Here is a 15090-nt window from a genome sequence, read left to right on the forward strand (position 1 = left end):
CGGCCCTGCCTGGCGCCCAAAGTTGGGTGTGGCATTCATACAAGGTGTGATCGGGCTCGGGGTGGGGGTATCTTTTCTGCCAGAAAAAGGTGTCTGAGCGAAGCGAGTTCTTTTTCTAAAGAAAAGATACCCCCACCCCGGGCCCAGCCCGCCAAGGCCAAGTCCCCAAATGCCAGACTCCCAACCTTCAGGCCAGAGGCTCCAGATAATCCACCAAAAGCTGCAGGTTAGTACGCCCACGAAAGGTATTGGCATCAGGTTTGTAAACCACCCGCGCACCAGTCCTGGTGTAGTCGGGCACTTCCGGCCCGGTGTTGAAGGCGATGCCATCGATGATGGCGCCGCCCTCTTCCGGCTGGAGCACCAGCTTCAGGTGGTTCTCGCCAACGATGCGCTGGCTGACCACACGGAAGTTGCCGTCAAACAGGGGCTCCGGGAAATGCTGCCCCCAGGGACCGGCACGCTTTAACAGGGTGGCGGTTTCCAGGTGAAGCTCGTCCGGGCTCAGGGGGCCATCGGTGGTAATGGCCGCCTCAAGGTCTTCCGCCCGCAGGGTATCGCGGACCGCCCGGTCGAACGCATCACTGAACGCATCCAGATCACCGCGGGACAGGGTCATGCCTGCCGCCATGGCATGGCCGCCGAATTTTTTCATCATCCCCGGGTGCCTGGCATCAACCACGGCGAGCACGTCGCGGATATGCAGGCCCGGGATGGAACGGGCCGAACCCTTGATGTCCTCGCCGTTGTCGTCCGGCGCAAACGCAATCGTCGGGCGGTGAGTCTGCTCGCGGATACGGGCCGCCAGTATGCCGATCACACCCTGGTGCCAGTCGGTGTCAAACAGGGCCAGGCCCCATGGCAGGCCCTCGATGTCCAGCGACATGGACGCCAGCAGGTCCTGAGCCTGGGTTTTCATATCTTTTTCGATGGTGCGACGTTCACGATTGAAGGTATCCAGTTCTCGAGCCAGGCGCTGGGCTTCGTCACGGCTGTCCGCCAGCAGGCAGGCAATGCCCACGCTCATATCGTCCAGGCGACCGGCAGCATTCAGCCTTGGGCCAACCACAAACCCGAGATCCGTGGAGCTGATTTCGCTGTGGTCGCGGCCTGCCACTTCCAGCAGCGCCAGAATACCGGGGCGGGCCTCCCCCTGGCGGATGCGGCGCAGGCCCTGTTCCACAAAGATGCGGTTGTTATGGTCCAGGGGAACAACGTCCGCTACAGTGCCAAGCGCCACAAGATCCAACAGATTGCCGAGATTAGGTTGCGCCTCTGGCAACAGGCCCTGCTCACGCAGATGCTTTCGAAGAGCCGTCAGCACATAGAACATCACACCCACGCCCGCCGCGTTCTTGCTCAAGAAGGGGCAGCCGGGCTGGTTGGGGTTCACGATGGCGTCCGCCTCAGGCAGGGTTTCACCGGCCAGGTGATGATCGGTCACAACCACCCGGATGCCCAGTTCCCGGGCTGCGCGAACACCTTCCACGGCGGAAATACCGTTGTCCACGGTCACCAGTAGGTCCGGCAGCGCACCCTCATCTCTCAACCGGTGGATAATGCCCGGCGTCAATCCATAACCGTCGGAAAACCGGCTGGGCACGCGGAAGTCAATATCGTTCAGCCCCAGCATCCCCAATCCCAGCATGGCAACTGCCGTGCTGGTGGCGCCGTCGGCGTCGAAGTCCCCAAGCACCAGCACTCGCTGCTGACTGGTGATGGCTTCCGCCAGGAGCGCAACGGCACGGTCGACACCTCTTAGATCCATGGGCGATGCCAGGTGTTTCAGTGTGTAGGTGAGTTGGTCATCGGAAGTCACGCCACGGGCGGCGTATAGACGGCGAAGCAGTGGGGGCAGATTCTGGCCCCAGTCCGGAGTGGTGTCCGGGCTGGGGCGACGAAGGATTTTTTTGGGCGTCATACCACTCAGGTATTTTTCCAGTGTTTGGCGATAAAGTCCTGCACGGCGGACAGGTCATTATCCAAAACGGTGTATCGCTCCTCCCGTTCGAACAGATCCGACATATGCACCGGCAGGGACGGCTCGGCTTTAACACCTGAGCGCAACACGGCATCCGGGAACTTGGCCGGATGCGCAGTACCCAGGGTAATCATCGGTACCGCCGGGTCGCGACGACAGTTTCGGGCCGCACGCACGCCGATGGCGGTATGGGGGTCGAGCAAGTACTCGTTCTGGTCAAACACCTCACGGATGGTGTCTGTGGTGCCCTCATCACCCACCGCGTCACTGTCAAACAGTTTGCGAGCGTGCTTCCAGCGGTAATCTTCAATGCTGACTGGGCCCTTGGTGGCATTCTCCAACAGGTCCTTTACCGCAGCCCCGTCGCGGCCGTGCAGGTCGAACAACAGGCGCTCGAAATTGCTGGACACCATGATATCCATGCTTGGTGACAAGGTATGCTCAAGCTGGAGCTGCTCGTAGCGATTGCCACTCATAAAGCGATGCAGGATGTCGTTACGGTTGGTGGCGATCACCAACTGGGAGATCGGCAAACCCATTTTCTTGGCCAGATAACCCGCGAAGATATCGCCGAAGTTACCCGTGGGCACCGAGAAAGCCATACTCCGATCCGGACCGCCGAGCGCCAGGGAAGCATGAAAGTAGTAGACGATCTGAGCCATGATACGGGCCCAGTTAATGGAATTCACCGCCGCAAGCTGGGTTTGACCACCGAGGAACGACTGGTCACCAAAGCTCGCCTTCACCATGCGCTGGCAGTCATCAAAGTTGCCGCGCACCGCGATGTTATGGATATTGTCACCCTTCACGGTGGTCATCTGGCGACGCTGCACCTCGGACACCCGTTCATGGGGATGCAGGATGAAAATGTCGACGTGTTCGCACCGGCGGCACCCCTCAATGGCGGCGGAGCCGGTATCACCGGACGTTGCCCCCATGATCACCACGTGCTGCTTGCGTTTCTCCAACACGTAGTCCAACAGGCGCCCCAGCAGTTGCAGGGCAAAATCCTTGAACGCCAGGGTTGGGCCACGGAAAAGCTCCATGACCCACTCATTGGTGTCCAACTGAACCAGCGGGGCCACCGCTTTATGGGCAAATACGTCACCGTAGGTCTCGTCCAGCATCCTGCGGAAATCCTCCGCAGGAATCGCATCGTCGACAAACGGGTGCATTACCTTGAAAGCGAGCTCGCTGTAGGAAAGCCCACGCCAGCTGCGAATTTCTTCCAGGCTGAAATGAGGCAATGATTCCGGGACATACAGGCCACCGTCGGTGGCCAGGCCTGTCAGCAGGACGTCTTCAAAGCCCAGGGCGGGAGCTTCGCCCCGTGTACTGATGTATCTCACCTTGCGTTCCTGTCAGTTAAAGTTTTCGGCGCGGATACGGACGACTTTTTCGTCGATATCGCTCAGGGCTTCCAGCTCTTCAATAGCGCGGTTGATCTGTCGCTCCTGGACCGTGTGGGTCAGGATAATTACCGGGATGCGGCCATCTTTCAGCTCCGATTCCTTCTGCATAATAGACTCGATGTTGATGCCGTGCTCACTGAGAATGGAAGCGACTTTCGCCAGCACGCCGGGACGGTCCAGCGCCTGTATGCGCAGGTAATAGGCGGACTGAACATCCTCCATCGGCAGCACCGGCAGATCTTCCATTGCCGCAGGCTCGAAGCCAAGGTAGGGAACCCGCTGGTTGCTCTTGGCAGCCACGGAACGGGCCGCGTCGATGATATCGGCGATAACCGCTGATGCCGTGGCCTCATCGCCGGCGCCGGGGCCGTAATACATGGTCTGGCCAACGGCATCACCGTCCACCAGAACTGCGTTCAACACACCATCCACCTGTGCAATGAGATGGCTGCGCGGAACCAGCGTGGGATGCACCCGCAACTCGATGCCCTCATCGCGGCGACGTGCGATCCCCAGGTGCTTGATGCGATAACCAAGAATTTCCGCGTGAGCGATGTCGTAAGGGGTGATTTCCGAAATCCCCTCGGTGTAGGCTTTTTCAAATTGCAGCGGCACACCAAAGCCTGCAGAGGCCAGGATCGTCAATTTGTGTGCAGCGTCAATGCCTTCCACATCGAAGGTCGGGTCCGCTTCGGCATACCCCAGTTCCTGGGCTTCTTTCAGCACTTCAGCGAACTCGCGACCGGCGCGCATCTCGGTGAGAATATAGTTACCGGTGCCGTTGATGATGCCGGCGATCCAGTCAACGCGGTTGGCGGCCATGCCTTCGCGAACAGCCTTGATGACGGGGATACCGCCAGCAACGCCAGCCTCGTAGGAAACGATCACATTCTGCTTCGCCGCTGCCTCGAAAATCTCGTTGCCATGGACCGCAATCAACGCCTTGTTGGCGGTGACTACGTGCTTGCCATTTCGGATGGCAGCCAGCACCAGCTCCCGAGCAGTTTCGTAACCACCAATCAATTCGACCACAACATCCACAGACGGGTCGTTCACCACGTCAAAAATGTCGGTACTGAACGGGATATCCCCCAGATCAATATCATTGCGCGGGGTGCGTGTCGCCACCCGGGCAATACGGAGATTGAAACCTGTCCGGCCTGTGATCAGGCTGGCATTACGGGTCAGTACGTTGAACGTACCACCACCGACTGTTCCCAGTCCGCAGATTCCGACATTGACGTCTTTCAAGCTTTCACCTCTGTTCCCGATGGGTTGCTGTGGGGAGCGATAGTATAACGGTTAACGGGCGCCCGAATAAGCCCCGCCTGATGAACAGGCAAACAAGGCATTCCGTAGCCTATCAGAGCAGCCCCAGGCCTTCAGCCAGTTTTTCAGACGGCACGTAACCACGCACCATATTACCGTCTTCCAATACGATCGCCGGGGTACCCGTCACACCGACGCGACTACCCAGCTCGAACTGCTCCCTGACCGGGTTCTCGCAGCTCTGATCATCCACGGATCGACCCTGCTTGGCGGCATTCATGGCAGCCTGCGGATCATCGGCACACCAGACGGAAATATACTTGCGAAAAGAGGGCGTATTGGGGCCGGAACGGGGAAAGCCATAGTAATTGACAGTAATACCCAATTCGTTCAGTCGCGGAACCTCGTCATGCAGCTTGCGGCAGTATGGGCAATCAATATCGGTGAACACAGCAATAGAAGCCTTTTCGGTGCCCTTGGCCGGAAAACTGATCAGCCCCTCATCACCGAACTCGTCCATGGTTTGAGCGCGTTGGGACGCCCTGCCCTGTTCAGAGATATTGGCAATACCGTTCGCGGTCACTTTCAGCAGGTCGCCGGTCAGGAGATACTGACCATCGGCCGTTGTGAAAATGGTATCGCCGTTATTACTGTACACCTCGTACAAACCCTCAGCCTCCGACTTGCGGACATCGGATATCTTCAGCCCCGGAATCGCTGCGGTGAGTTTGTCGGCAATCGCATCCTCGACCTCGCCCGCATGAGCAGTGTGAGCGCCAGCCGCCAGAGCCGCGAGCACCAGTGGCAGCATGGGTTTAAACAAGTTCTTGATCAGCATATTGGTTTCCAGTTTTCCAGAATCACGAAGGTATATAGCCTGTGAGACGGCGAATTCCGCCGAGTTTGTGCGACACCGCTGCCCGCAAAAAGTTCAGTGTACCAAGCGCCATGCCCGCCGACTAACCCGGGATGTTACGACACTCTAACTAACCGCGCGGATGGTGAGCCTGATGCAGCGATTGTAATCGCTGACGTGCAACATGGGTGTATATCTGGGTTGTCGACAAGTCCGAATGCCCAAGTAACATCTGGACCACCCGTAAGTCGGCACCATGATTCAACAGATGCGTCGCAAAGGCATGGCGAAGGGTATGGGGTGACAAATGCTTGTGAATTCCAGCACGGAGTGCGTAATGTTTGATCCGATGCCAGAAGGTCTGCCGCGTCATCGCAGCGGGACGGTTACCCGGAAACAGTGCGTTGCTGGCCCGCCCCTTGAGAAGCTCACCTCGCCCCTCCCTCATGTAACGTACCAGCCAATCAACTGCCTCTTCACCAAGCGGAACCAGGCGCTCCTTGTTGCCCTTGCCAACAATCCTGATCACCCCCTGGCGCAGGTTCACCTCATCCACCGTTAAAGCCACAAGCTCCGAAACCCGCAAACCGCAGCCGTACAGAATTTCCATCATCGCCTTGTCACGAAGCTCAATAGGCACTTCAGGATCGGGTTCCGACAACAGGCTTTCCACGTCGTCTTCCGACAACGAGTCCGGCAACCGTCGAGGAAGGCGGGGGCTATCTATTCGCAGTGTAGGGTCTTCAGCGATCACGCCTTCTCGCAAAAGGTAGCGGAAAAAACGACGAAGACCGGAGAGACGACGGGCAGCCGTGGAGGTTTTGAAACCATCAGACAACCCACGGGATATCCAGCCCAGCAAGTCGGTCCGGCGCACCTCGGTCAGCAGGGGCGTTCCCGGCTGCTCCTGCAGCCAGGCCGCCAACCGCTCAAGATCACTCCGGTACGCCTGACGGGTTTTTTCCCCCAAGCCATCTTCAAGCCAGATGGCATCGGTGAAGCGCACAATGACCGCTTCATCCTGCGATCTAAGCTCAACTCTGGAGGTGGGTTTCCGGGGCATGGCGGCCTACTCGAAACGAAACGGGAACGAAAAGTTCCGGCAACCGGATACGAAAAAGGCAGCCTTGGGCTGCCTTTTCCTGACGAACTGTACCAGCAACTTCTGCTGATCAGCCCAGCTTTTCCTTGATACGAGCTGCCTTGCCAGACAGGTCGCGCAGGTAGTAAAGCTTAGCCTGGCGAACGTCACCACGACGCTTCACACTGATGCTGTCGATCAGCTTGGAGAAGGTCTGGAAGGTACGCTCAACACCCACACCGTAGGACACTTTCCGTACAGTGAAGGAAGAGTTCATGCCACGGTTGCGCTTGCCGATCACAACGCCTTCGAACGCCTGCAGACGCTCACGGTTGCCCTCGGTAACGCGAACCTGGATCACCACGGTATCACCCGGCGCAAAGGCAGGGATTTCCTTGGTCATCTGCTCTGATTCAATTTGACTGATGATGTTGTTCTTGCCGCTCATCGTATGTGCTCCTGATACCCAATCTTTTAATGCCCTGATGATTCAGAGGCACCCGGTTCGTTCAAAATCTCTTCCAGCAGCTCACGCTCTTCGTCCGTAAACACCCGCTTATCCAGCAGGTCGGGGCGTCGCTCCCGGGTTCGCCTCAACGACTGTTTCAGCCGCCAACGCCGGATCTGATCATGGTGACCGCCTAACAAAACATCCGGCACAGCCTGACCTTCGTAAACCTCCGGCCGGGTGTAGTGCGGACAATCCAGCAAACCGTCAGCAAAGGAATCCTGCTCTGCCGACTGCGCATGACCCAGCGCTCCGGGGATGAGGCGTGTAACCGCATCAATGACAGCCATGGCCGCCAACTCGCCACCGGAAAGCACGAAATCTCCCAGTGACACCTCCCGATCGACTTCCGCCGATATCAGGCGCTCATCAACACCCTCATATCGCCCAGCGACGAGAATAAGACTCTCTTCCGCTGCCAGCGATTCAACCACGCCCTGATTCATCGCCTCCCCCTGGGGAGACAGATAAACCACGCAGGCGCGTCCGGGTGCAGACTCCCTTGCCGCATGGATGGCATCCCGCAGTGGCTGAATTTTCATCAGCATACCGGGGCCTCCACCGTAAGGCCGGTCGTCTACCGTTCGGTGACGATCATGAGTGAATTCCCGAGGATTCCAGGCCGTGAACGTCAACAGACCATCACGAACGGCCCTTCCGGTAATCCCGTAATCCGTCACCGCAGCGTACATCTCCGGGAACAGACTGACTGCGCCAATCCACACCCGTCAGAACTCCGGATCCCAGTCGGCCACCAAACGCGAGCCGGCCAGATCCACACTCCGGACCACTTGGTCCGGAAGATAGGGAATCAGCCGCTCACGCTGGTCAATGGAGGCGTCGGTTGCCCGCACCACCAGGACGTCGTTGGAGCCTGTTTCTATCAGATGATGCACCTTACCCAGGTACTCATCCTCTGTCGTGAAAACGTCAAGGCCTTCCAGTTGATGCCAGTAGTATTCCCCTTCGGGGAGCTGCGGCAATTCCTCGGTAGACACAACAACGTCGGCACCACAGTAACTGCGGGCCACTTCACGATCATCGATACCTTTCAGCCTGACGACGATCCCCTGGCCTTGCCGGCGACCTTCCTCAAGCCTGGCCGGGATACGCTTGCCGTTGTGAACCAAGGTCCAGTCCCGGTAGTTCAGTATTCCGTCCTTGGGGTCAGTATAGGAGTAGACCTTGAGCCACCCCTTAACCCCAAACACCGAGGTAATCTGACCAATCACAGTTTCCTGCGAATGTTGAGCCATACCCTAACCCCGGTGGTGAAACGTTCTTTCAATTACTCTGCAGCAGCGCCTTTCAGCAGCTGTGCAACGCGCTCGCTGGTCTGGGCGCCTTGACCCAGCCAATGATCGATGCGATCACGATCAATACGCAGACGCTCTTCCTGGCCACGGGCAACCGGGTTGAAGAAACCAACACGCTCGATAAAACGACCGTCGCGGGATTTGCGGCTATCTGTCACTGTCAGATGGTAGAACGGGCGCTTCTTGGAGCCGCCACGAGCCAAACGGATTATTACCATTTCGACCAATATCCTGTTCTGTTGTACGAACTTTGTACGATTCACACCCGCCAAGCTTCAGAAATCACTGGCTGGCGCGAAGACCCATACTCGAAAGGGGCGCTATTCTATGCTAAATGAACGCCAAAGAAAACAGGGAAAACATCCCGGTTTCTACATACGCCCACGCGGAGGCATACCACCGCCTGCGCCACCCGGCGGCATCATACCGCCAAGACCGCGCATCATGTTAGCCATTCCGCCCTTCTTGCCGAATTTCTTCATCATTTTCTGCATTTGCTTGTGCTGCTTTAGCAGACGATTCACATCCTGGATTTGCGTACCGGACCCCGTCGCAATGCGGCGCTTGCGAGAGTTATTGATCACATCCGGGTAGCGGCGCTCCTTTGCCGTCATCGAGCAGATAATGGCCTCCATCTGCCCCATGGACTTGTCATTGACCTGTTGCTGGGCCATCTGTGCCATCTGGCCCATACCGGGCAGCTTATCCATCAGACCGCCGATGCCGCCCATGCTTTTCATCTGCTGAAGCTGGTCACGGAAGTCTTCAAGATCAAAGCTCTTACCCTTCTTGATCTTCTTTGTCAGTTTCTGGGCTTTCTTCTGATCAATCTTGCGCTCGGCTTCCTCTATAAGGGAGAGCACATCCCCCATACCCAGAATCCGGGACGCCACCCTGTCAGGGTGGAATGGCTCCAGGGCATCGGACTTCTCGCCCACACCCAGGAACTTGATCGGTTTACCAGTAATGTGACGCACCGACAGCGCGGCACCGCCACGGGCATCGCCATCGGTCTTGGTCAGGACAACGCCCGTCAGTGGCAGCGCATCATTAAAGGCCTTGGCCGTGTTGGCAGCATCCTGGCCCGTCATGGCGTCGACCACAAACAGGGTTTCAACCGGGTTGACGGCTTTATGAAGACGACCAATCTCGCCCATCATCTGCTCATCGACGTGCAGGCGGCCGGCGGTATCCAGAATCACAACATCAACATGTTTCCTGCGGGCTGCATCCATGGCGCCATTGGCGATATCAACAGGGTCCTGGTCCTCAGAACTGGGAAAGAACTCCACACCCACTTCACCGGCCAGCGTTTCCAGCTGACGAATGGCCGCCGGGCGATACACGTCGGCGCTCACCACCAGAACGGACTTTTTCTGCCTTTCTTTAAGGAAGCGGGCAAGCTTGGCCACCGTGGTGGTCTTACCGGCACCCTGCAAGCCGGCCATCATAATCACTGCCGGTGGCTGTACTGCCAGGTTGAGGGATTCGTTGCCATCCCCCATCACGCGTTCCAGCTCCTGCTGGACAACCTTCACGAATACCTGGCCCGGACTCAGACTACGCTGAACTTCCTGCCCGATTGCCCGCTGACGCACGCCCTCAATGAATGCCTTGACCACAGGCAGTGCAACGTCCGCCTCCAACAGCGCCATGCGCACTTCACGCAGCGTTTCCTTTATATTGTCGTCGGTCAGCCGCGCCTGCCCAGATATCTTGCGCAGACTGCCGGAAAGTCGGTCCTGGAGGTTTTCAAACATGTTGCTCTTCCGTACCCGGATAAATTGGTTGCATGAAACACCGGAACCCGATCAGGTTCCTTGATTCCTGTTGCATAATCGCGACATTATAACCAGACTATCGCCCTGAAACGACCAGCCCGGTCAAATCGGCGTGGAACCCCGCCGATCTCGAGTCAGAAAGTGGTTATAAAAAGGACGTCATGGGAACGTTGATCCTCGCGGTCACTTCGTTATTGCTTTACAGCGTAGGTACCGCCCTGCAGGCTCTCAGCTTCCGGGGACGGGTACACACCAGCATTGCCATCACCACCCTTATCGGCCTGCTGGCCCTGACAGCACATGGACTGTTGATTGCCCAGACCGTTCATCGTGAAGGCGGTTTCGATTTCGGCTTCTTCCAGAGCTCTGTCCTTATTTCCTGGCTGATCGCTTTTTTGCTGCTAGCCCTCAACCTTCGCAAACCGGTACAAAGCCTTTTCCTTGGCGTTTACCCGCTGGCAGCGCTGACCATCATTATGGGTCTGATTACTCACTCCCCTTCCCGATTGGTGCCGGAAGACCACTACGGCATGCTCTCCCATATCGCACTGTCGGTGACAGCCTACAGCCTGTTTACGCTGGCCGCCATACAGGCGGTGCTGCTTTACCTGCAGAATCGCCAGCTCAAACAGAACTATAACAGCGTCCTGATACGCAACCTGCCGCCGCTGCAGACCATGGAGTCATTGCTGTTCGAGCTGGTGTGGGCAGGCGTGGTCATGCTGATTCTGGCCATCGTGACCGGCGCACTGTTCATTGACGACCTGTTCGCTCAGGATCTGGCCCACAAAACGCTGTTCTCGCTGTTGTCACTCATCGTCTTCATCGCATTGCTGATCGGACGCTACACGAAGGGCTGGCGCGGCATTACCGCCAGCCGCTGGACACTGGCAGGGTGCGCCCTGTTAATGCTCGCCTTCTATGGAAGCAAGTTCGTGCTGGAACTGATCTTTCACCGGGGCGGCTGACGCTACCATGAATTTCCCCGGACAGACACCAACTTGACACCCCGACTTTCAACCACCTATTTTCCCAACTTGTCGGCAACATAAGGACACTCAGTCTTGAACGAAACATCGCTTACTGCGCTGTTCATCATCCTGGCAGGACTCATCCTGCTTTCCGCCTTCTTCTCCAGCTCTGAAACCGGGATGATGTCACTGAACCGGTACCGGCTGAAGCACATGGCCAAGACCGGCCATAGAGGCGCCCGCAGAGCCCAGTCTCTCCTCAATCGCACCGACCAGCTGATCGGCGTCATCCTGATCGGCAACAACTTCGTCAACATCTTTGCCTCAGCCATCGCCACGGTGATCGCCATCCGCATTTGGGGCGACGCCGGGATTGCCATTGCCACCGTTCTGCTGACCATCGTTATCCTGATTTTTGCGGAAGTCACCCCCAAAACCCTTGCTGCACTGTTTCCCGAAAAGATTGCCTTTCCAGCCAGCCACGTACTGGGACCGCTGCTCAAATTACTCTATCCCGTGGTTTGGGCGGTTAATCTGTTTACAGGCGCCATCCTGAAGATCATCGGCGTGTCCGCCGACGATGCCGCCAACGAGCACCTCAGCCGCGAAGAACTGAGAACCCTTGTAAATGAGGCGGGCGCACTGATCCCAGCCAAACACAAGGACATGCTGGTTAGCATCCTCGACCTTGAGAAAGTGACCGTGAACGACATCATGGTGCCACGCAACGAGGTGGTCGGCATCGATCTGGATGATGACCTGGACACCATCCTGCGCCAACTAAGAAGCAGTCAGCACACTCGCTTGCCGGTGTTCAAGGGGGACATCAACAACATTCAGGGCGTGCTTCACCTGCGCAACGCCTCAAAACTCCTGCTTCACGATGAAATCAACAAGGCCATGCTGATGCAGCTGTGCCGTGAGCCCTATTTCATTCCGGAAAGCACACCCCTCAACACCCAACTGATCAACTTTCAGAAGGAGAAACGACGCTTCGGCATCGTTGTTGACGAGTACGGAGAAGTACTCGGCCTAGCGACACTGGAAGACATTCTTGAGGAGATCGTTGGCGAATTCACCACCGATTACGCCGCCACCAGCCCCGACATCATTCCCCAGGACGACGGCACATACATCATCGATGGTACGTCCGCTGTGCGAACCATCAACAAAACCCTTGGCTGGAAGCTACCTATTGATGGCCCCAAAACACTCAACGGCCTCATCACCGAAACCCTGGAAAACATCCCGGACACCAACGTGTGCCTGAAGGTGGGCGGGCACCGCGTTGAGGTGCTCCAAATCAAGGACAATGTGGTCAAGGCTGCGATCGTTCACCCCAAAAAGAAGAAAAAGCGCGCTATGGGCTAGATCATCTGGCTATAACACCTGACTATTTAGAAAGATCAAATTTTAATATTTTTCTTGACCGAAATGCGGTTCCACCCAAGACTGGAGTCACGCAAAAAATAATAACAACATGCCGTAAGGCATATGATCCGCCGTTCCTTAGGGTGCTTTGGAACATTAGTGGGTTTTGTTAGCGTTTGGTCATGTTACCGTGTGTTAAAATGCGGTAGATTTAACGTATAAAGAAAAAATACAGCTGTAAGCTCGGTCATGTATCCGGTTGAGGCGTACACAGGAGTCGGCCATGAATAAGCAGTCCGGCATACATTATCTCCGCGAGCACCGGGAGGCAGGGAGCTCAAATCCCGTACCTGCGCAGGTGGTTCGCATCCGCGACACTGTCGTTGCTGGACTGGGGGATTTGTTGCAGGGTGCATTTGATGCAGTTGATGACTCGCTGTTCGAGCTGGCAAACAACGCCAGAAGCAACAACGAGCAGAACCGCTATTTCGAGGCCATGCGCGAAATCCGTATCAAGCGGAAGGGTGTAGAGCGTCACTTCCAGAATGCGGTAGCACAACTGTTCGCCAATCCGCCTCAAAGCGGCAGCGTGGCAGCCGACGAAAGTCTAGCCAGCCAGACCAGCTCAGACAGCCTGTCGCTGGTAGGCGACGACGACCTGGAAGAACAGGTTGCCCTCAATGCCATGATCACCAAGTCCAAGGTCCACTTTCAGGGTCCCCTGTTACAACTGCAGACACGCTTCAGCGTGGTTTATCCGGGCGCCAGTGACGAAGCGCCGGTTAACCCCATGGCGCCAGAACATCTCTGCAGCGCCTTTGTGGAAGCCATCCAGGCGCTGGAAATCCAGATACGCGAACGCCTGATTCTGCTCAAGCAATTTGATCGTTACGTTGTTTCCAACCTTGGCATGTTGCTGGACGAAGCCAACCGAATCCTCATCCAGGCCGGCGTGATTCCGAATTTCCGCTACCACGGCAAGGCTGGTAAACAGCAGAGCAAGACAGCATCCGGCACTCACGCTGACGAAACAGGTGGGAACGCCAGCGCGATGACGGAACCCGCTGCTGCGGAAAGTCAGCAAGGGCACCATGAAGGCGCCATGTTCGACCAGATCCGGCAGATGCTGGCGCTCCAGCGCGCCAACGCAGGCATTCCGCCGCGGGCATCCGACCCCAATATTCATGTCGTTGGGGGAGCGGAACTGGCAAGTCTGCTCGGCTCACTTCCCCAACACCCCCCTGGCGAACAGATTAGCGGCAACCTGAGTGCCGGCGAGCCGGTGATGGTTGACCTCCATCAGGTTGTCCAACAGTTGCTGGCACAGGCCGGAACGACCAGCGATGGCAAAAAGCCGGCGTTGGCGGAAATGGACGAGGACCTGATCAACCTCGTGTCCATGTTGTTTGAATTCATTCTCGACGATTACAACCTCTCGGCCCCCGTGCAGGTCCTGATCAGCCGATTACAGATCCCCATCCTCAAGGTGGTGATCAAGGACAAGTCATTCTTCAGTAAAGCAACTCACCCAGCCCGCCGCCTGCTGAACTCCCTGGCACGGGCCGGCATTGGCTGGAGCGAGAGTGACGAGAAAACCCGCGACAAGCTGTACGAGCAGATCCACGCCATTGTCGTTCGCATACTGAACGAATTCGATGGTGACGTAACACTCTTTGAAACCCTGGGCGAGGAGTTCGAACAGTTCCTGGCAAGGGAAAACCGCAAGTCCTCCCTGGTGGAGCAGCGCACCCGGGAATCCGAGCGCGGACGTATCAAATCGCAGAAAGCTCAGGAAACCGTCGATCAGTTGCTGCAGAAAAAACTGGCGCGATACAAGCTTCAGGAGCCAGTGCGGAACATCCTGATCAACGGCTGGAGCCGAGTGATGTTCCTGGCTTACCTGAGGGACGACGTGGAACACCGCTGGCTACAGACTGTCCGCGTGGTGGATGACCTCATTTGGTGCCTGCATCCGCATCAGGAAGATGAAGAGCGGGATCAGTGGGTTCGCGTGGTTCCCGGCTTGCTGAAGTCACTCCGGGCCGGGCTTGAAGAGGTTTCCTACAACTCATCCAAGCTGGATGAGATGATGGCGGACCTCAAGCACGAGTTAACGGAAGCTTTTCGGGCCAACGCGCTGGCCGAGGCCATGGAGGACTCTCCCGAGCCGGAACCCGAAGAAGACATCCCCACGGCTCATCAGACTGCCATCGAGCGCCAACAGGAGCTTGAGGACGCCGCCATCGCCGAATATGTGGCACAGATCGATGCTATTGAAATCGGCAATTGGGTGGAGTTCAACCTGGTCAACGGGGCCAGCTTCCGCTGCAAACTGTCCGCCATCATTGAGGAAGCAGACTGCTTTGTTTTCGTAAATCGCATGGGGCTCAAGGTGATCGAGAAAACCCGCACCGACCTGGCGCATGAGATGCGGCGCGGCCGTCTGACCGTCCTTGAGCAGGGAGCGCTGATTGACCGGGCGCTGGACGCGGTCGTGGGCAGCTTGCGGAGCAAGGCAGGTTAAAAGCACTGGGAGCGTCTGAG

Annotated in this window: 13 protein-coding genes; 3 read left to right on the forward strand and 10 right to left on the reverse strand. The window is 57.2% G+C overall.

Going from position 1 to position 15090, the window contains the following annotated elements; all coding sequences use genetic code 11:
* Positions 1-187: 187 nt before the first annotated feature.
* The 10 genes from recJ to ffh all read right to left on the reverse strand — a co-directional run bounded on the left by recJ (position 188) and on the right by ffh (position 10183).
* Complete coding sequence (gene recJ / locus ACTRWH_RS19310) at positions 188-1921, reverse strand: single-stranded-DNA-specific exonuclease RecJ (protein ID WP_462826751.1); 1734 nt, start codon at positions 1919-1921, stop codon at positions 188-190.
* Positions 1922-1926: 5 nt separating this feature from the next.
* Positions 1927-3330: a threonine synthase gene (thrC, locus tag ACTRWH_RS19315; RefSeq protein WP_041333520.1), complete on the reverse strand. Its 1404-nt coding sequence runs from the start codon at positions 3328-3330 to the stop codon at positions 1927-1929.
* Between the two features lie 12 nt (positions 3331-3342).
* Entirely contained in the window at positions 3343-4644 is a 1302-nt protein-coding gene (locus ACTRWH_RS19320; protein WP_434050365.1) for a homoserine dehydrogenase, read from the reverse strand.
* A gap of 112 nt (positions 4645-4756) precedes the next feature.
* On the reverse strand, positions 4757-5500 hold the full coding sequence (locus ACTRWH_RS19325) for a DsbC family protein (protein WP_085681491.1): 744 nt from the start codon (positions 5498-5500) through the stop codon (positions 4757-4759).
* 148 nt (positions 5501-5648) lie between these two features.
* The gene (gene xerD / locus ACTRWH_RS19330) at positions 5649-6581 is read right to left on the reverse strand and encodes a site-specific tyrosine recombinase XerD (RefSeq protein ID WP_085681492.1); all 933 of its coding nucleotides are present in this window, start codon (positions 6579-6581) and stop codon (positions 5649-5651) included.
* A gap of 109 nt (positions 6582-6690) precedes the next feature.
* On the reverse strand, positions 6691-7047 hold the full coding sequence (gene rplS, locus ACTRWH_RS19335) for a 50S ribosomal protein L19 (protein WP_007154388.1): 357 nt from the start codon (positions 7045-7047) through the stop codon (positions 6691-6693).
* A 26-nt stretch (positions 7048-7073) separates the two neighbouring features.
* Positions 7074-7832 (reverse strand): tRNA (guanosine(37)-N1)-methyltransferase TrmD, encoded by a 759-nt coding sequence (gene trmD, locus ACTRWH_RS19340; RefSeq protein WP_036204148.1) that lies wholly within the window; start codon positions 7830-7832, stop codon positions 7074-7076.
* A gap of 3 nt (positions 7833-7835) precedes the next feature.
* Positions 7836-8363, reverse strand: a complete 528-nt coding sequence (rimM, locus tag ACTRWH_RS19345; protein ID WP_036204145.1) for a ribosome maturation factor RimM — start codon at positions 8361-8363, stop codon at positions 7836-7838.
* A gap of 32 nt (positions 8364-8395) precedes the next feature.
* On the reverse strand, positions 8396-8641 hold the full coding sequence (gene rpsP / locus ACTRWH_RS19350; protein WP_007154391.1) for a 30S ribosomal protein S16: 246 nt from the start codon (positions 8639-8641) through the stop codon (positions 8396-8398).
* Between the two features lie 153 nt (positions 8642-8794).
* Positions 8795-10183: a signal recognition particle protein gene (gene ffh, locus ACTRWH_RS19355; RefSeq protein ID WP_085681493.1), complete on the reverse strand. Its 1389-nt coding sequence runs from the start codon at positions 10181-10183 to the stop codon at positions 8795-8797.
* A 182-nt stretch (positions 10184-10365) separates the two neighbouring features.
* On the opposite strand from ffh, the gene ACTRWH_RS19360 reads away from it, so the two are divergent.
* From ACTRWH_RS19360 to ACTRWH_RS19370, 3 genes are all read left to right on the forward strand, one after another.
* The gene (locus ACTRWH_RS19360) at positions 10366-11172 is read left to right on the forward strand and encodes a cytochrome C assembly family protein (protein ID WP_036204139.1); all 807 of its coding nucleotides are present in this window, start codon (positions 10366-10368) and stop codon (positions 11170-11172) included.
* A 96-nt stretch (positions 11173-11268) separates the two neighbouring features.
* Complete coding sequence (locus ACTRWH_RS19365; RefSeq protein ID WP_041333515.1) at positions 11269-12546, forward strand: HlyC/CorC family transporter; 1278 nt, start codon at positions 11269-11271, stop codon at positions 12544-12546.
* 283 nt (positions 12547-12829) lie between these two features.
* Complete coding sequence (locus ACTRWH_RS19370) at positions 12830-15070, forward strand: DUF1631 domain-containing protein (protein WP_036204133.1); 2241 nt, start codon at positions 12830-12832, stop codon at positions 15068-15070.
* Positions 15071-15090: the final 20 nt, after the last annotated feature.

This window comes from Marinobacter sp. G5_S1_61_S3 (assembly GCF_054968585.1).